The organism is Coriobacteriia bacterium, assembly GCA_018368455.1.
Classification (GTDB): Bacteria; Actinomycetota; Coriobacteriia; order Coriobacteriales; family UMGS124; genus JAGZEG01.
The window spans coordinates 165,853-184,965 of sequence record JAGZEG010000006.1; the positions used below are offsets into that span (position 1 = coordinate 165,853).

The 19,113-nt window shown below is 64.2% G+C and carries 10 protein-coding genes; 4 read left to right on the forward strand and 6 right to left on the reverse strand.

Annotated features, from left to right (window positions below; all coding sequences use genetic code 11):
- Window positions 1-133: 133 nt before the first annotated feature.
- Complete coding sequence (locus KHZ24_05465) at window positions 134-766, reverse strand: cyclic nucleotide-binding domain-containing protein (protein MBS5450645.1); 633 nt, start codon at window positions 764-766, stop codon at window positions 134-136.
- Window positions 767-1,385: 619 nt separating this feature from the next.
- On the reverse strand, window positions 1,386-2,975 hold the full coding sequence (locus tag KHZ24_05470; GenBank protein MBS5450646.1) for a helix-turn-helix transcriptional regulator: 1,590 nt from the start codon (window positions 2,973-2,975) through the stop codon (window positions 1,386-1,388).
- 249 nt (window positions 2,976-3,224) lie between these two features.
- Here KHZ24_05470 and KHZ24_05475 point away from each other — a divergent pair, with 249 nt between their 5' ends.
- Both KHZ24_05475 and KHZ24_05480 read left to right on the forward strand, forming a co-directional pair.
- Complete coding sequence (locus KHZ24_05475) at window positions 3,225-4,853, forward strand: molybdopterin-dependent oxidoreductase (GenBank protein ID MBS5450647.1); 1,629 nt, start codon at window positions 3,225-3,227, stop codon at window positions 4,851-4,853.
- 4 nt (window positions 4,854-4,857) lie between these two features.
- Window positions 4,858-5,883, forward strand: coding sequence for a molybdopterin-dependent oxidoreductase (locus KHZ24_05480; protein ID MBS5450648.1), 1,026 nt, complete (start codon window positions 4,858-4,860; stop codon window positions 5,881-5,883).
- A 114-nt stretch (window positions 5,884-5,997) separates the two neighbouring features.
- Here the strand turns inward: KHZ24_05480 and KHZ24_05485 are convergent, their stop codons facing one another.
- The gene (locus KHZ24_05485) at window positions 5,998-7,545 is read right to left on the reverse strand and encodes an FprA family A-type flavoprotein (GenBank protein MBS5450649.1); all 1,548 of its coding nucleotides are present in this window, start codon (window positions 7,543-7,545) and stop codon (window positions 5,998-6,000) included.
- Window positions 7,546-7,884: 339 nt separating this feature from the next.
- Here KHZ24_05485 and KHZ24_05490 point away from each other — a divergent pair, with 339 nt between their 5' ends.
- Window positions 7,885-9,285, forward strand: coding sequence for an FKBP-type peptidyl-prolyl cis-trans isomerase (locus KHZ24_05490; GenBank protein ID MBS5450650.1), 1,401 nt, complete (start codon window positions 7,885-7,887; stop codon window positions 9,283-9,285).
- A gap of 53 nt (window positions 9,286-9,338) precedes the next feature.
- On the opposite strand, the gene KHZ24_05495 is transcribed toward KHZ24_05490, so the two are convergent.
- Entirely contained in the window at window positions 9,339-10,769 is a 1,431-nt protein-coding gene (locus KHZ24_05495; GenBank protein MBS5450651.1) for an FAD-dependent oxidoreductase, read from the reverse strand.
- Between the two features lie 544 nt (window positions 10,770-11,313).
- Between KHZ24_05495 and nifJ the strand changes: the two genes are divergently transcribed.
- Window positions 11,314-14,877: a pyruvate:ferredoxin (flavodoxin) oxidoreductase gene (nifJ, locus tag KHZ24_05500; protein MBS5450652.1), complete on the forward strand. Its 3,564-nt coding sequence runs from the start codon at window positions 11,314-11,316 to the stop codon at window positions 14,875-14,877.
- Between the two features lie 414 nt (window positions 14,878-15,291).
- Here the strand turns inward: nifJ and KHZ24_05505 are convergent, their stop codons facing one another.
- Both KHZ24_05505 and KHZ24_05510 read right to left on the reverse strand, forming a co-directional pair.
- Window positions 15,292-18,321, reverse strand: a complete 3,030-nt coding sequence (locus tag KHZ24_05505; GenBank protein MBS5450653.1) for a DEAD/DEAH box helicase family protein — start codon at window positions 18,319-18,321, stop codon at window positions 15,292-15,294.
- Between the two features lie 3 nt (window positions 18,322-18,324).
- Window positions 18,325-18,648, reverse strand: a complete 324-nt coding sequence (locus KHZ24_05510; protein ID MBS5450654.1) for a hypothetical protein — start codon at window positions 18,646-18,648, stop codon at window positions 18,325-18,327.
- Window positions 18,649-19,113: the final 465 nt, after the last annotated feature.

Consider the following 19,113-nt stretch of genomic DNA (forward strand, 5'->3'; position numbering starts at 1 on the left):
TTTCGGACGCCGGAGCAGAGCCTCCCTCGCAGTGCGGTAGGCAGAGTACGAAATGGGTCGAGACAAAGATGTAGCCCAGGCTACCGGCCCCAGCGGGCTGTAGCCTGGGCTACAAAAAGAGGCGGGACTGGCGTCAGTCGGGAAACGACAGGCGCCCGAGCTCGCTTTCCATATACTCCCGCAAGTCCTCATAGGGCTCCGAACGCAGGATCTCTTTGAGCACGCGTGTGACAGTCACACGGTTCAGGCCGCAGAGAAAGGCGAGCTCAGCGTGACTAGGCGTCGAGATGCCGCGGCGCTGCAGGTATAGCATCATGTAGAGCACAGCGTGGTAAGCGTCCTCGAGCGACACCATAATGCGGTAGTATGCCTTGCGGTTATCCATGACCGACACGTTCATGTAGAGGGCCCGCGCGATACCCGGACGCTCGTAAAACAGCTCCCGCAGGCGCATCGTCGGAAACCAGGCGACCTCGAGGTCGCGAAACGCCTGGAGCAGGCCATAGCCCGTGTACTTGATGCGGCGCTCGTTGAACAGGTACTCGTGCCCGATGATGTCGCCCGAGCAGTAGAGATACTGCATCTTGCCGTTGGCCGCCTTGATAGTCGTGAGGGCACCGGAGACGATGAGCATCAGATGCGCCTCGAACGGCTCCTGCGGCAAGAGCGCGTCTTTCTCGAAGTGCGAGCGGGCACAGATGCGGCAGAGCTCCGCGCGGTCAGCATCCTCGAGCGAGCGGCAGAATCGGTTGTCGCAGCACGGCATCGGGCCTCAGCTCCCCAGGTCGAAAGATCTGCCGCCACTCTAGCGCATAGCCCGCGCCTAAAACCCCGCAAACAAAAAGCGGGGGCCGGCGCACCCGTTCTGCTGCCGGCTCCCGCGAGCGCGTGCGACGCGCGCTCATAGGCATATCAACGTGCAACCTCTGTCAACGTACGACAGTTTGAGGGGATCCGCCCCTCGCCTCTTTAGCGCTCGGTACCATGAGGTAGACCGATCATCTTACTTTGGACTCAGCTCCCATTCAGCCAGCTGCTCTCGTAGTGCGGGATAGATGCTCTGATGGAATGCTAAAAAGCGCAACATGCGGTCACGCTGAGAAAATCTCGCCGCCGCCTGCGAATCTCGTTAGAGCGGGAAACCCCCGCCGACGGCGGCCGTACTGCCGGGCTCAGTGCCCTCGTCGAGAGCGATCTTTGTTCCCGTCATCTCGACCACCCCTTTCTTCACGTCAATGCGAGCAACGGAAGAACGCCCAGAAAGCCTCTGCAGGATGTCTTTGCATCCTGTCAAGTAACTTTCTGTATTTCACATAGTACACATGTAATGGCCGGAATGCAAGAGATCGGACTAACTTTGCCAGGCTTTTTTGGAAACGCCCGCCCTACCGCCAGATGAGATCCATGAGCTCCTGGCGGCCCTGGATGCCCATCTTCGCGTAGATGTGCGTGACATGCGTCTTCACGGTGTTGCCCGACAGTGACAGCTCCTCCTGGATGAACGAGCGCGAGCGCCCCTGCACCATGAGCACGAATACCTCCGTCTCGCGTGGCGACAGGCCGTAGCGCTCGGCGAGGTCGGCGCAGAAGTCCAGCATGGAGCCCACAGTAGCGGGATCCTGGGCCGCATTCGTCCCGCCGGCAAGCGCAGTGGCAGGCGCGAGCGCGGGAGCCACCGGTCCCGTGGCGCGTCCAAATGGGGTCTCGCCCAGAAAGCGGCTGCTCAGAATGCTGAGCAGCACCGTGACCAGGACGTACACGCCGAGCAGGGCGGCGAGCATCGGCCGCGCCTCGCCCTCCCCGAACAGCGTCATCCACACGGCAGAGCCCAGACCGTACACGAGCCCGCCTGCGCCGATGACGCGATAGGATGGTTGGCCGACCACGTCGAGCGCCGTGGCGACGATGAGCCAGAACAGCAGATGCGCCCACAGCTCGCCCACCTGCTCGATGACGAGCAGCAAGACAACACCGCCGTCACCAGGGGCGAGCTGGATGCCCGACACGAACAGACCGGCGAGCGTCAGCAGCAGCGCGGGCTGAAAGCGCACGGCGAGAGGCCGGTGCGCCATCTTGCCTACGACGCCATACGCGAACAGGACCGTGCACGCGAGCGGCACGATAATCACGAGCAGCAGCGAATGCACGCCGGAAATATGTCCGTCCACGTCTCCCCACTCGCCGAACACGCTGGTGCTGCGCGTCACGGCCAGCACGACGCCCGCGATGAATATCAGCAGGTACGCCGTCGCCGCCTGCGACGCCGCCACGGCGCCGTGCACGTCGGAGCGCTGCGGGATGCCGTACACCGTGCGAGCGCGCAAGCTCTCGATGCCTTGCGCCGCACTCCCCTCGCCCATCCCAACCGTCTCGCGCGCGTCCCGCTCCCGAGCAGCGGCGCGCCGCAGGCAGACGCAGGCGAGCTCGAAGGCAACGCAGGCGAGCACGGGCATCCCCATCGCGATGCCCACTTGCACGTCCGGGCTGACGGCCACCCCCACGAGCGGGGGCACAACCAGCCGGACGGCCGTCGCGCCCGTCAGGCACGCCAGCACCGACGCGGCGCCGCGCGTTCGCATCGTGACGAGCACGCAGCGGGCGGGAATCCAGAAGTAGACAACGCCCGTCGCAAGCAATCCGACGACGGCGAGCTGCACGCAGAAATCGTGGCCGCCCCAGCGATGGGGGACGGCAAAGCACGCCGTACCCAGAAGGCCGAGCAGAGGCAGGGCAAAGCGCAGCACGGCGTCGGCATGCCTCAGCCAGCCCGGCACCGCCACGCTGATCAGCCCAGCCACGGCGACGCCCAACAGGAAGAACAGGCGGGGGTTCACCTCGAGGCGCGTCTCCCACATCAGCGACGTGAAACCGTCCGTGTGGCCCATGAGCGTGCACCACACAAGGTTCAGCCCCATGCACAGCGCGATCAGGGCACCGCCCGCACGTCCCAGCGGATCGGACAAAAACCACCCCATCAGGCGATTCGTCCCCCGCACATCCCCCGCCGCCGTCATCTCTCCCCCGTTTCGCAGTGCTGCGCCCCTTGATGCACAACCCCGCGCAGCCCATGCACCCGCACAGGCATTGTAGGCGACAAAACGCCTGCGTATAGCCCCAATGGTCAGCAAATAGGACATTTGGGTGATACGCCGGGATAACCGCTCACCGTATGGTGGTGAGCCATAGGCGCCTTTGCGCAGGGGGACAAAGAAAGGGGAAGGGGCATGAGGAAGAGGGTCGCCATAGTCTCTGCGATGCTCGCCGGCTCGCTGCTCGTCAGCGGGACCGCACTCGCGAACACCGAAATGGGATCAGGATCGGACGACGTCCTTCGCACGAGCATCGAAGACACCGAGGAGTACGAGAGGGGACTCGACTACCTCGCAGAGGTCAACGCGCGTCAGGACGAGATCAACGCCGAGTACGCTCCCGAGGTGCGCACGCTCGAGGACGGCACGAAGGTTCAGCGCACGCCCACCGAGTACCGGGGCTACCACTGGAACCGTCCGTACCAGAACGGCATGTCGTACAACAACTACTATCTCGACGCCGACCACCGCGGCTGCGGTGCCTGCCACATCGACCTCGCCGACACGCTGTCGAACATGGAGTACGCGCACCCGACCGTGTGGAACGAGGCGCTGGGCAGCTGGACGACCGTCGACCAGTGCATGCTGTGCCACAGCGACGACGACGGCTACGAGTTCGGCACGCTGTTGCACGCCGTCCACTACGGCACGCGCAACGGCGAGACGTTCGACGCCATGAACGGCAACTGCAACAGTTGCCACAACATGACGGAGAACGGCAACGGCGTCGAGCTGTGGGACGTCGTGAAGTACGACCACCTCGACGGCATCGTTGACGTCGCCGACGTCCAGGGCGAGTTCGAGTTCGACCAGGACACAGTCGTCGCGCCCGAGGACATGTACACGTACGACTGGATCCACTCCGACTACGACCACATGATCACCATCCTGGGCAAGAACAAGCTCGACGAGTCGTTCCCCGAGGACGCGGTCTACAACTGGGAGATCACCATGAACGGCCTCGTCAACGAGCCGTTCACCGCGAAGCTCGGCGACCTCATCGCTGAGGCCGAAGCCGACGGCGCCGTTGTCACGAAGCTGTCGAAGATCCACTGCGTCGACAACATGCCCGGTGGCGGCGGCATCTCCAACGTCGAGATCACGGGCATCCCGCTCACGTGGCTCGTCGAGAAGGCCGGCGGCCCGAGCGAGGACATCACCGGCGTCCTGTTCGACCGCCGCGAGTTCCACACGAACAGCGCCATGTCGCACAGCAGCCGCGGCGTGCCCGAGGACAAGTTCGGCGACGTCTACCTCGTCTACGAGATCGGCGGCAAGCCCATCGACGTGAGCTCCGGCAGCCCGTGCATCAACTGGGTCGAGGCGTGCGACGCCCAGTCCAACGTGAAGCAGGTCGTGGGCTACACGCTGACGAACGAGGAGAAGAACTGGGACGGCTGGATGATGAACGGCTTCAACACGTACGGCGAGGGCCCCTACATGAACAAGCCCAACGCCACCGTGCTGAAGGTCCCCGAGGGCAAGATCATTGAGACCGGCGTGCCGTTCACGTTCGAGGGCTACGCGGACGCCTTTAACGAGGCCGTGACGAAGCTCGAGTTCTCCATGGACGGCGGCGAGACGTGGACCGCGTTCGACCTCGGCCAGACCGACCCGCGCCAGTGGGTGTACTGGCACTTCACCTGGACGCCCGAGTCCGACGGCAGCTACGTGCTCATCGTGCGGGCGACGACCGAGTCCGGCCTGGTCAGCGTCGACCCCCAGAAGGTAATGGTCACCGCGAAGAGCGACGTGGAGGCGTAACGACATGAACAACACTCTTGGGACGAAGCTCCTGAGCTGCACCATGGGCGCGAGCATCGCTCTTGCGGGCACAGGCCTTGCCGCCCCGCTCGTCGCAATGGCCGACGAGGCCCCGGCACCCGTCGAGGTCGTGCAGCGCGACGCCGTCGAGTACGCGACGATCCCGAACGTCAACGGCACGTTCTCGTTCTCCCAGGACGTGCTCACGCCCGGCGACGACGTGTTCAACCTGTTCGGCACCGCGACGACGACGCTGTGCGCCAAGCCCGGATACGCCTTCGACGAGGTGTCGCACGAGTGCTACTACCTCAACGTCGGCGGCGACGTGAAGAAGGTCTACACCGTCGGCCTCGACCAGATCGAGCAGATGGACTCCGAGACGCAGCAGATGCGCTGCACGTGCGGCATGAGCCCCGCCATCGCGATGGCCCAGGTGCAGGGTGTCCGCGTCTCCGACATCCTCTCGATGACCGAGGTGGCGCCCGAGGCCAACACCATCACGTTCAAGGACAAGGACGGCTACGGCCTGCCCCTGCCGCTGTCCTACGTGACGGACAAGGACGCTCTGCTCGTGTACCAGGTCGGCGGCCAGCCGTTCTCCGACGGCGAGCGCCTGCAGGTCTGGATCCCCGACACGGTCGCGAAGTACTTCACCCGCGCCGTCACCGACATCGAGCTGTCGACGCAGGAAGTGCTGCCCGAGGTCGAGGGTCCCGATGCCGACCAGCGCGCCAAGGTCAGCGTCATGAACACCGTGCGCGACACGTTCAAGGTCGGCGACCAGATCTCGTTCGAGGGCTACGCGGACGACTGCGGGACCCAGGTCACGGCCGTTGAGTTCTCCCTGGACGGCGGGCAGACGTGGACGTCGTTCGACACGTCCTCGTCGGATACTGAGAGCTGGGTGTATTGGAACTTCGACTACGTGGCCGAGCAGCCGGGCACGTTCAAGCTCGACGTGCGCGCCGTCACCGAGGACGGCACCGTCTCGCCGCTGGCATCCAGCACCGTGTTTGAGGTCGAGGAGTAGCACGCCTAACGGCTCCCCCTCCGAAGGGCGCGCTCTCGACTGAGCGACCCCCGAAGGCCGTACGATTGGCCTTCGGGGGTCGCGTTGTTTTGCTGCCTGTATGAGCCCAGCGGCCTAGTGGTGCATCGTCGGGAACCAGGACGTCGCCGCGGAGATGGCGTCGACCTTGGCGGCCTCGCGCTTCTCCTCGACAGGCGCCACGTACTTGGCCGCCGCCTTCTCGGGCGTGCCGTCGCCGCCGAGCGAGCCGAGCGGCAGGCCCATGACGAGCTTGATCTTGTCGGCCTCGGAGAGCTGCGACGGGTCGATGGAGCCGTCAGCCTGCACGGCCTTCGAGGGCGCGGGCTCCGGCTCGGGCGTGGCCGGCGCGTGCGGGGCGTGCGCCGTGGCGCCGCTCACCGTGTCGACGGCGGCCTCGGAGAGCTGCGTGGCCTGCGAGTCGTCGCCCTTGAGCGAGGCGGCGATGGCGCCGGCCAGCGCGTCGATCTGCTGGATGGCGCAGTCGTTGACGGCGCTCTTCACCGTGACGACGTCACCCACCATCGTCATGCCGGGCATCTTGTCGGCCACGAGCTCGCGCATGAGCTCGCCCGAGTGCGGGTGCCACGTGCCGTTCTGCACGAACGAGACGTGACGGTTGCGCATGTGGTGGTCGGCCAGGTCCTCGAGCAGGTCGCGCATCTTCGTGAAGATGCCGTCGTTGTACGTGACGCTGGCGAACACGAGGTGGCTGCAGCGGAACGCCTCGGCCACGAGATAGCTGACGTCGGTCTTCGAGACGTCGTACACCTTGACGTCGCGCACGCCGGCGGCGGACAGCTTGGACGCCAGGATGTTGGCCGCGTTCTCCGTGCCGCCGTAGATGGAGCCGCAGAAGACAGCGACGGCGTTGTCCTCGGGCTCGTACGTGCTCCACGTGTTGTACTTGTTGATGTACCAGCCGAGGTCCGTGCGCCAGATGGGGCCGTGGGCCGGGCAGACGCGCTGGAGCTGCAGGTCAGCGGCCTTCTTGAGGACGTCCTGCACGTAGGGGCCGTACTTGCCCACGATGTTGCAGTAGTAGCGGCGGGCGTCGTCGAGCCACTCGTCAGCGAAGTTGACCTGGTCGGCGTAGATGTTGCCGTCGAGCGCGCCGAACGTGCCGAACGCGTCGGCCGAGAACAGCGTGCCGCTCACGGCGTCGTACGTCATCATGACCTCGGGCCAGTGCACCCACGGGGCCTCGATGAAGCTCAGCTCGTGCTTGCCCAGCTCAACGGTGTCGCCCTCGAGCACCGTGATGCAGCGCGCCTTCTCGGCGGCCGAGAAGAACTGGCCGATGAACTTGGCGGCCAGCGGCGAGCACAGCACCTTGGCCTGCGGGTAGCGAGCGAGCACCTGACCGAGCGCATAGCTGTGGTCGGGCTCCATGTGGTTCACGACGACGTAGTCGATGGCGCGGCCGTTGAGCACGGCGTCGACGTTCTCGAAGAACTGGCCGGCGACGGCCTTGTCAGCCGTGTCGATGAGCGCAACCTTGTCGTCGACGACAACGTACGAGTTGTAGGAGACGCCGCGCTCGAGCGGGTAGTGGTTCTCGAACAGGGCGAGGCGCTTGTCGGAGCCGCCCACCCAGTAGATGTCCTCAGTGATCTTGCGGGCGGCAGATCCGCCCACGAACATATCGTCCTGCGCCTTGACGGTCAGCGCGGAACCGGTGCACGCGCAACCCTCTGCCATTGTCGTCTGGCTCCCCTCAATACAGTGGACGCTTTTCCGGGAGGTACCGGCATGCCCCACGACAAGCTCCGACGTAGCCGCCGCGCCACGTGCCGGACTCCTCCGCTTGTATAGCGTAGCTTCTAAGTAGGCTTTGCGCGCACCGCCCACCGAGCGGCGCGGGAAAATCACGGAGGAGAAAGGGGTCTGCGGGCACGACCCTCACGCTGAAAGGAGTTTCAGGGCCAAAGGGGTAGAATAGGCAGGTTACTGCCTTTATTCCGATTCTGAGGGAGATCATACATGGCACGTACGTCTTCGTCCCACGTGTCCCGCCGCACGATCCTGTGCCGCTCGGGCATCGCCGCCGCCCTTCTTGCGGGCGCCCTTTCCCTGCCCCTGCTGGGCGGCTGCGGCACCACCTCCGAAACGAACGCCCCCGCGTCGCCGAGCACCGCGTCCGTAAGCAGCACGGCGAGCTCGGACGCAGCTTCTAGCTCGACCGACGGCGAGGTTTCCACGAGCCCTGCCGCCGCCAGCGCCTCGAGCATGCGCGACGCCGCCGCCAAGGCCGGTGCCTCTTCCTCGACAGCCGACGGCTCTGCCGGCGCCGACAGCTCGTCTATAGTCGACAACTTCTCCTACAGCGACTACCTCGACGACACGGGACGCTGGACGGGCTTTGACGCCGCGAGCTACGTGACGCTGCCCGCTGACTACGCCGCCATCCCCGTGCCCCAGAGCATGGTCGTGCCGACCGACGACAACGTCCAGCAGCAGATCGACAGCATCATCTCCTCGTACGGCGTCCAGAACGAGGTCACGGACCGCGCCGTGGCCGACGGCGACACCGTCAACATCGACTATGTCGGCAAGATCGACGGCCAGGAGTTCGACGGCGGCTCGACCGGCGGCAAGGGCACGACGGTCACGATCGGCGTCACGCAGTACATCGACGACTTCCTCGAGCAGCTCGTGGGCCACAAGCCCGGCGAGACGTTCGACATCGAGGTCACGTTCCCCGAGACGTACGGCGTCGACGAGCTCAACGGCAAGGACGCCACGTTCACGGTCACGATCAACTACATCTCCGAGACGAGCCTGCCCAACGTCACCGACGAGTGGGTGGCGTCGACGGTGGGCAAGACGTACGGTTGGACGAGCATCGAGGACATGCGCACCGGCGTCAGGGACTCGCTGCTCCAGAACAACCTGACGTCGTACGTGCAGAGCTACGTGCTCAACACCGCCGAGGTCTCCGGGATCCCGCAGGAGATGCTCGACGCCCAGACGAAGTTCTACGTGGCGCACTACCGCGGCATGGCGAACGCCTACGGCATGGACTTCGCGAACATGCTGCAGATGATGGGCGCCAGCGACGAGGCCGACCTCATCGAGAAGAGCGCGTCGAGCATCGAGTCTCTCGCGCGCCAGTTCCTCGTGTTCCAGGCCGTGGCCGACGACGCCGGTCTGTCGGTGAGCGACGACGAGGCCCGCGCGTACCTGGCCAGCGCCCTGGGCGCCACGACCGACGAGGCCATCGACAACTACCTCGCGCAGTACGGCATGGAGTACGCCAAGATGAACGCCCTGACGCAGAAGGTCACCAACCTGCTCGTGAGCGGCGCGCACCTCGTCGACGATAGCGGCGAGACCGGCGCCAGCTCCGCGGCCGACGCATCCGCCGCCGCAGACGCCCGCTAGGCGCAAAGAGCGGCCCCGGGGCAGAGAGCGCTTCCGCCCCGGGGCCGCAAGCCCTACTTACCGGCCGCAGCGTTCTGACCGGCGATGCGGCCCATCGTCGCGGCAGTGCAGACCGTCCAGCCCGCAGCGACGTTCCACTCGCACACCTCGCCGGCCGCATACAGGCCCGGGATCGGCACGAACGCGTCGCCCTCCTCGCCCGGCGCCTTGAGACGAAGAACGCGCGCGTCGGCGTCCGTCTTGAGGCCGCCCGTCGTGACGTTGGTGATGACCGTGACAGCGACAGCGTAGAACGGGCCGCTCATCGGCACCATGTCGTCAACCGGGCGCCCGAAGTCCTCATCAACGCCCGCCGCAACAAAGCCGTCGTAGCGTTCCGCCGTCGCATCGACTGCCGCCGCATCGAGCCCGAGCGCCGCAGCCGCCTCGCCCGGCGTCTCGAACGGCACCCAGTCAAACGTCGGGGCAGCCGCGAGCTCCGCGATTGCCTCCGAAGTCGGCAGGAGGTAGACGACAGGCGCGCCCTGCTCGTTTTGCTTGCGCAGCGTCGCCCGCTGAACCTCGCGGCTCAGGAACTCCATGCCCTCGTTGCAGAAGCGGTTGCCCGTCGCGTCCAGCAGGATGCCGTGCAGGCGCCCCGTGTAGTCGAGCGTCACGACCGTCTTCGTGCCCATACCACCCAGCGAGTACATCATCGGCTGGTAGGCAGTGCGCGTGACGTGCGCACCGATCGCCTGGCCCATGACCAGGCCGTCACCGGTCATGCCCGAGGCAGACGTCGGCATAAGGTTCGCGTTCTCGGGGTCGAGAGCAACGAGTAGGCCTGCGTTGGCACCGTAGCCGCCCGTCGCGAGCACAACACCCCCGGCGGCGGCGATGCGCACAGGCGCGTCAACCGGCCCGGCAACGACGCCCACGACACGGCCGCCCTCGACGACGAGCTGCGTGACGGGCGTACCCGTGCGTACGTCGACGCCCTCCTTGACGGCGACGTCGGCGAGGGTCGTCATCATCGCGGCGCCCTTGCCCACGACTTGGTGGATGGCGGGCAGGTCGGTGTAGTTGAAGCGCGGGGAAACGTCTTCCTCAAACGGAACGCCCAGCTCAGCCATCCAGTCGATCGTCTCGCCACAGCGATCGGCCGCAACGCGGGCCACGGCTGGGTCGTGCGGGCCATACCAGTCCGGATGTGCCATGAACAGAGCGTACGTCTCATCGGCGGTCAGGTCGATGCCCTGCGCCTTTGCGAGCTTCGTGCCCCAGCCGCCCAAAATGCCGTCGCACGCCATCGAATCGCCGCCGACGATGTCCGTCTTCTCGAGCAACAGCGTGGATGCGCCGGCGCGCACGGCCTCGATGGCCGCAGCGTGGCCAGCCGCACCGGAACCCACGACGATGACGTCGAACTCCTCGTCCCAGGGAGCGTCCGCAGCGGCGCTCTTCTCGGCTGCCTGGGCCACAGCACCAACCAGCCCCACGCTCATCACGCCCGCCGCCGCAAGCGCCCCCGCACCACCGACAAACGAACGCCGCGAGACCTCGCTGCCCCTTGTTTCTTGCGTCACAGCAAACCCCTTCCCCTGTTAGCGAGTGCACTCCCAACTACGGGCGGCACCCTCCCCAAAGCGCGGGTCAACGCCCGCGCCGGCCGGGCCCCTTTTGCCCGGCGTGCCTCGACTCCCCCTTGCTCGAGACCTCTCCATTCTACGTCTGCCCCGAGGCCCGGAGCGCCCATGCGACCCGCGAGTTTCATGCGTCTCCCGACAGCCGGCGCCCCCATAACGCGCCGCGCCCGGAGAGCACCCCGCAAGGCAGCCCGCGGCGCCGCATTGTCGCCAGATTGTGCGGATTGGGAGACGGGCGTGTGAACGGCCTCCCACTTGCCGAGAGCATCCACCTTGTGCCTAGCGCATGGAGATGTCGCCTCACCTGCCGCGATATGATGGCGCGACCGTATGTTACGGGGACGTAACGACTGGCGCGCGTCACGCGCCGTCCCGAGCGTACCGATCAGGAGAGGGAGACTACATGGCGCGATCGTTCAAGTCGATGGACGGCAACACGGCTGCCGCACACGTCTCGTACGCGTTTACCGAGGTGGCGGGCATCTACCCCATCACGCCGTCGAGCCCCATGGCCGACTACGTCGACCAGTGGGCCGCCAACGGCCGCAAGAACATCTTCGGCTCCACAGTGAAGGTCGTCGAGATGGAGTCGGAGGGCGGAGCGGCCGGCATGGTGCACGGCTCGCTGGCAACCGGCGCCCTCACGAGCACGTACACGGCCTCGCAGGGCCTGCTGCTCATGATTCCCAACATGTACAAGATCGCCGCCGAGGAGCTGCCCGGCGTGTTCCACGTCAGCGCGCGCACCGTCGCGACGCAGGCGCTCAACATCTTCGGCGACCATTCCGACGTCATGGCCTGCCGCCAGACAGGCTTCGCCATGCTGGCCGAGGGCAACGTCCAGGAGGTCATGGACCTCTCGGCCGTCGCCCACCTCGCCGCGCTCGAAGGCCGCACGCCGTTCCTCAACTTCTTCGACGGCTTCCGCACGTCGCACGAGATCCAGAAGATCGCCGTGTGGGACTACGACGACCTCGCCGACATGTACGACTTCGAGGCCGCCAAGCGCTTCCGTGACAGCGCGCTCAACCCCGAGCACCCCAAGGCCATGGGCAGCCACGAGAACGGCGACATCTTCTTCCAGCACCGCGAGGCCTGCAACGCCCGCTACGACGCGCTGCCCGGCGTCGTCGAGGACTGCATGGCGCGCGTCAACGCCAAGATCGGCACGAACTACCAGCTGTTCAACTACTACGGCGCGCCCGACGCCGACCGCGTCATCGTGGCCATGGGCTCCATCTGCGACGTCGCCGAGGAGGTCATCGACTACCTCAACGCTCACGACGAGAAGGTCGGCCTCGTGAAGGTGCGCCTGTATCGCCCGTTCGTCGCCGAGAAGTTCGTCGAGGCACTGCCGACCACGGCCACGAAGATTGCCGTGCTCGACCGCACGAAGGAGCCGGGCTCGCTCGGTGAGCCGCTCTACCAGGACGTCGTGACCGCGCTCGTCGAGACGGGCCGCATCGCGGGGCTCACCGTCACGGGCGGCCGCTACGGCCTCGGCTCGAAGGACACGCCGCCCGCCTCGGTGTTCGCCGTCTACAGCGAGCTGGCCAAGGACGAGCCGCGCCGCGAGTTCACGATCGGCATCGTCGACGACGCCACGCACCTCTCGCTGGACGAGGACCCTCACGCCCCCAACACGGCGGCTGCCGGCACGATCGAGTGCAAGTTCTGGGGCCTCGGCGGCGACGGCACCGTGGGCGCGAACAAGAACTCCATCAAGATCATCGGCGACCACACCGACAAGTACGTTCAGGCGTACTTCCAGTACGACTCGAAGAAGACGGGCGGCGTCACGATCAGCCACCTGCGCTTCGGCGACTCCCCCATCCGCAGCCCGTACTACGTGAACAAGGCCGACTTCGTGGCGTGCCACAACCCGAGCTACATCACGAAGGGCTTCCGCATGGTGCAGGACGTCAAGCCCGGCGGCACGTTCCTCATCAACTGCCCGTGGGACCTCGCCGAGCTTGAGCATCACCTCAACGCCGAAGCCAAGCGCTACATCGCGGCCAACGACATCCAGCTCTACACCATCGACGCCATCGACCTGGCCGCCAAGGTGGGCATGGGCAAGCGCACGAACACCATCCTGCAGTCGGCGTTCTTCTCGCTGGCCAAGGTGCTGCCGCAGGAGGACGCGCTGCGCTACATGAAGGACGCGGCGACGAAGAGCTACCTCAAGAAGGGCCAGGACGTCGTCGACAAGAACCACAAGGCCATCGACGCCGGCGCCACGGCTTACACGAAGGTCGACGTGCCCGCCAGCTGGGCTAGTGCCACCGACGACGCCCAGGAGCGCATGCTCGAGGGCCGTCTCAAGACCGTCGAGCTCGTGAAGAACATCATGGAGCCCGTTGCCGTCATGAACGGCGACAGCCTGCCCGTCTCCGTGTTCGTGGACTACGCCGACGGCAGCTGGCCGCTGGGCGCCTCGGCCTACGAGAAGCGCGGCGTGGCCGTCACGGCGCCGGTGTGGGACGCCGAGAAGTGCATCCAGTGCAACAGCTGCTCCTACGTGTGCCCGCACGCCACGATCCGCCCGTTCGCGCTCAGCGCCGACGAGGCCGCAGCGGCCCCCGAGGTCACGAAGCTCGTGGCGGCGCGCGGCCCCAAGGCCAAGGCAGCTGGCTACCAGTACACGATGGCCATCTCGCCGCTGGACTGCATGGGCTGCACGCTGTGCGTCGGCGCCTGCCCCTCTGATGCGCTGACGATGGTGGAGGCCGAGGGCCAACTACCCCAGCAGGAGGCGTTCGACTACTGCGTCGCGCATGTGGCGCCCAAGCCCGAGCTTGAGGGCACGAGCGTCAAGGACAGCCAGTTCAAGCAGCCCTACCTCGAGTTCTCCGGCTCGTGCGCCGGTTGCGCCGAGACGTCGTACGCGCGCCTCGTCACGCAGCTGTTCGGCGACCGCATGTTCATCGCCAACGCGACGGGCTGCTCGTCCATCTGGGGCAACCCCGCCGCGACGTCGCCCTACACCGTCAACAAGCAGGGCCACGGTCCGGCGTGGAACAACTCGCTGTTCGAGGACAACGCCGAGCACGGCATGGGCATGCTCGTGGGCTACGAGGCCGTGCGTACCGAGCAGTACGAGAAGAGCTGGGAGCTCGTGAAGCTCGCCGAGGCGGCGGGCGATAACGCGCTGGCCGGCGCGGCCCATGCGTGGCTCGACGCCGTGGGCAAGGCAGCCGAAAGCCGCACGACGGCCGACGCCTACATCGCTGAGCTCTCGCGCGTCGCGGGTGCTGACGGCGAGCTCGGCATGCTGGCGAGCGCGATTCTCGAGCGTAAGGACCACCTGTCGAAGAAGTCTGTCTGGATCTTCGGCGGCGACGGCTGGGCCTACGACATCGGCTACGGCGGCCTCGACCACGTGCTGGCCAGCGGCTTCGACGTCAACGTGTTCGTATTCGACACCGAGGTGTACTCCAACACGGGCGGTCAGGCTTCCAAGGCGTCCAACATCGGCCAGGTGGCTCAGTTCGCCGCCGCCGGCAAGGACATGAAGAAGAAGAGCCTCGCCGAGATCGCGATGAGCTACGGCTACGTGTACGTGGCGCAGGTCGCTATGGGCGCCAAGCCGGCGCAGACGATCAAGGCCATCGCCGAGGCCGAGGCCTACCCGGGCCCGTCGCTCATCATCGGCTACTCGCCGTGCGAAATGCACGCCATCAAGGGCGGCATGGCCAACTGCCAGGCGGAGATGAAGCGCGCCGTCGACTGCGGCTACTGGAACCTGTTCCGCTTCAACCCGGCGGCCGAGCCCGGCAAGAAGTTCATCCTCGATTCCAAGGAGCCGGCCGGCGGCTACCAGGAGTTCCTGATGAACGAGGCACGCTACAGCCGCCTGACCCGCGAGTTCCCGCAGCGCGCAGCCACGCTGTTCGAGCGCAACGAGAAGGCGGCCATGGAGAGGTACGAGCATCTGACCCGCCTGCGCGACCTCCACGACGCGTAAGGTTCTGCAGCACTCCGTCTACTGCGTTGGGCCCGGGCTTACGTAGCGTTTAGTACGCTACGCCCGGGCCCGCCTTGTATCCGGGGCACTGCAAAACCTTACGGGCACCTCGCATCAGTTGCTCCATCTGCGGCATTGCCCGGCGGCTTACGTAGCGTTTAGTACGCTACGCCGCCGGGCGCCTTGCATCTGGGGGACCTCTCGGGGCGCGCCATTGGTAAGACTTGCTACAAAATGGGGCCTCGTGAATTTCGCTGATACGTTTTGTGGCGTTATGTATGACACGAGTGCCCCAGTAGGAATATGCGTAACGCTGTGAGCTGCGGCTTCTCGAAAGCCTCTGCGGACGCCCAGCCTCAAAAACGGTCGCTCATCGTACATAGCGCACGCTTTTGTAGCAGCCGATAACCGCCCCTAAGCCCCTCCAGTCCGATACGTGGTACGAACGTCATACTTGAGATCCGGCTCGCCGATGGCCTCAAAGTGCCTTCGGGCGCAGCGAATCTTCCCGCGCTCAGTATCGTTCACGCGAATGTCGTTATTGCCACCGCCCTTGGTTTCTGTCACGAAGTAGACGCGCCGCTCCCCCTCGATCTCCTGGACGTAGGCCCAGTCGGGGTTATAGCTGCCCAGTGGCGTATCAATCTTGAACTTGCTCGGCAGCTTGGCAAAGACCTTGATCTCCTCCGCCTGATCGAGCTCCACAGCGAATGGCTTCTCGACCGTCGAGGAGTCGTAGACCACATAGTTGTAGAGGCTCTTGGAATGGACCGGCTCCCAAGCATTCTGTCCCAGATACGCCTTGAAGTCACCGGGGTCTAGGTCACGCATGGTATACCACTCGTCATCGGGTAGCTTCGTGTACTTGATACCCTCGGCTATGGCCTGCGCTTTGGCCTTGTTAATCTTTGCCGCTACCTGTGAGAGGAATAGCGCCGGATTCAGCTTGAACTCTTCGAAGCGTCCACAACCTTCGAGGATACGCTTGATGGTAGCCCGTGTGAGTCCCACGGCATCTTGCAGCTCGGCTATGGGATCGGGCAGGTCATACGCCGTCGTTGAATCCATGCGCACAATCGAAGTTGACCGCGCCTCAGCCTCGACTCCACCCTCGCCAACAGACAGCTCGGCCCGTGTCGATATGACCTCGGGCGACTTCACCTCGGGCATCTTCCCTATCTCGGCACAGGCCATCTCAACAAGCTTATCGGAGTCAACGTCCACCTCGAATCGTGTGCGCTTTCGGATACGCTCCCACAGCTCCTGGAACGCAGGGTCAAGCGAAACGTCCTTGGAGAGTTCGACTTCCACCTCCTTGGCCTTGTCCCTGATCTGCAGCTTCTGGGCCTTGCGCAGGATGATGGTCTCGACGGCAGGTTGCGCCCCCTCCATGCCGGCAGGCATAGGCACGCGGCCTTCCTCGGCCGCCTGCTTGAGCTCGGGTGTGATGCTGCCCTTCTTGTCCACGAGGCCCGTCTCTTCGAGAAACTCGAAGAGCCTCCGGCTGCCCACATACCCCAAGCATTCCTCTCGCCCGTCTCCTTGCTCAACAATAACATGCGTAAAAGATTCCGCGGTGAGCACACCGAAGCGATAGCCTTCTTTCTCGAACTCGGTCTGTAGGCCTGACGCGAACTCGTCGTAGCTCTCGTTGGCGATGACGGTGAGTATGTTGACGTCCCTGTCATAGCAGCGCTCGCCATCCTGGTTCACGCACAGCCGCAGACCTCGGCCGATTTTCTGGCGTTTGGTCATGGCGTCCTTCGTCTCCACCAGCGTGCAGATCTGGAAAACGTTGGGGTTATCCCAACCCTCTTTGAGCGTCGAGTGGCTCCAGATGAACTGGATGCGTTTCTTAGCGCGTTCCTCATCGGTATCGCCCGGCGAAGGAAACGAGATGAGCGCCTCTTTGCTGCGCATGATAGTCTCATAGGTCGAGATATCCGCGTTTGTGGTGCCCGAGGTGTTCTTCAACTTCCCCTTGCCATCACGCGAGAAATATCCCGTATGAATCGCAGCTGCGTCCGTATCTAGGGGCACGCCCGCTTTTTCGTAGCATGGCCTCCATCTTGGCATCGCAGCAGCGTACTCCTCCTCGAACATTTGGGCATACTCGCCGCCGCGTACAGGGTCGTAGAGACGGTACTTCTCAACGTCATCAATGAAGAAGAGGCTGAGCACTTTGATGCCTCGTTGCCGCAATGCCAGCTGCCGCTGCAGGTGGTCCTCGATGGTGCGGCGAATCTGCGCACGTTTCACCGCCTCGGCAGGTATGTCACCCACCGCTTGTCCGAGCTTGATTACCTCACCATTCTGAAATTCGACCCACTCGTCTCCCTCGGCAGCGGAAATATTGTCCACCACCCAGCCGGCTTCATAGTCTGTGTTCTCGCCGCTCTTGATATAAAGGTCGTCGCCCGTCTTGACACTCAGCTTTTTGCGCTTCTTGCTTCCATCCGCCTGACGAACGTCCAACGTGAGTTTAGCGGTGAAGGGCTTTGCCTTAACCGACTCCAACCGCACATACGAGCCGTTGAGATCCTCCTGCGATAGCACCGAGTCGACGCAGATACCCTTAACCAGCCCGCGCTGGAAAGCGTCCACCGGCGTAAGGCGATAAATCTCGTTGTAAACCTCCTTGTGTGTTGCAGAATAGCGCAGTACGAACAGGGGATTCAGGCTACGGATGGCCGCCTTTGCCTTGGGTGTGTTGTCAACGCTCTGGGGCTCGTCGATGATAACGACGGGATTGCACGACGCCACCAGCTCGCGTGGGCTGTGGCCACCAATGAGCTTCTCACTAGGGCGATGGAACAGATTGCCTTTTTCGATGCCACCGTCATCTTGAAAGCTGCTATTGAAAGAGTCGATGTTGATAATCATTACCTGGATGGACGCGGAGGTTGCAAAGTTGCCCACGGGCCCCATATCCTTGCCATCGTAGACAAAGTGCTCCAACGGAGTATTGTCATAGAGCACGCCGAAATGTTTCGCCATGCTTTCAAAGCTCTTCCTCACGCCCTCGCGAATCGCAACACCCGGCACCACGATAATGAACTTGGTGAGACCGTAGCGGCGGTTGAGCTCGTAGATGGTGCGGATGTAGATGTAGGTCTTGCCGGTGCCCGTCTCCATCTCCACCGAGAAGTCGCGCAGGTGGCCATCGGTCGTCACGCTCGTGGCGGGCAGGCACCACTCCTCCTGGATAGCATGCAGATTCTCTTCCAGTTGCCGTGAGGAGAGGCGCATCCCGTTGGCATGGCCGATTTGCAACGCGTCAGCGGCATACTTGGCGTTGGTGCCTTCAAAAAGGGTCCCGCCCTCCGTTCCACCAGCCGTAAAGCACGCATCCATAAACTCTTGGCCGCGGAACAGGCCGCAGGCGCTCTCAACAGCCTCGATTTGATACTCTTGGTCGGCAGAGTACTTGAGTTCCAGCGCCATGGCCTACACCGTCCTCAGCTCTACCTCGCGACCCGTTCTCTCCTCTACGCGCTTGAACACCTGAATGGCGTTGAGCTTGAGCGTATCGGTGAGAATGGAGTCGCGCATGAGTACGCGGCGGGGCTCCATGGCAGCAATGGCGTCGAGAGCACCCATGGTGAGACCGTCGGCCAGACAGCACACAAGCTCGCCGGCGGCGACCGAGTAGACGGGATAGCCTGCGGCGTCCTCGTGCTCCACGGGCAGCGTGAGCTCCAGGCCCCACTTGAGCATCATCTCGAACACGATGTCCATGTCCGAACGATCGGGCTTCACCACATCGAACACGAGCTCACCCTGCCGAGGCTTTTCAATGCCGGAGTCATCAAGCGTAAAGACACGAAAACCGATATCGGGTAGCCGCTTGGGTTCCTCGCCGAGTTTCAGATGACGATTGGACTTTTCGAGCTCAACCTTGGTCTTGTCGCCCGCATGACGGATACGTTCCTCAGCAAGCTGACATAGATCCTTATAAGAATCATTGGCCGCAACGGAGCCAAAAGGGAAAGGCTCGGGTAATTGAATTAGAATGCTTTTTCTAGTTCCCCCATCATCACAGTTTTGAGCAAAAACAGCTTGAGCGGTTGTTGCCGATCCAGAAAAGAAGTCAAGAATGACATCGCCGTCTTTCGTTCCGAATTGGGACCAGGGACTGTCAAGAACTCTGTGTAAGTCCTCTCACATGTACCTCTCCACCCTGCGCCTTATGCCCTCGTCGCACAGGAGCTGGTTGCGCACCTGGGACCAGCCGGC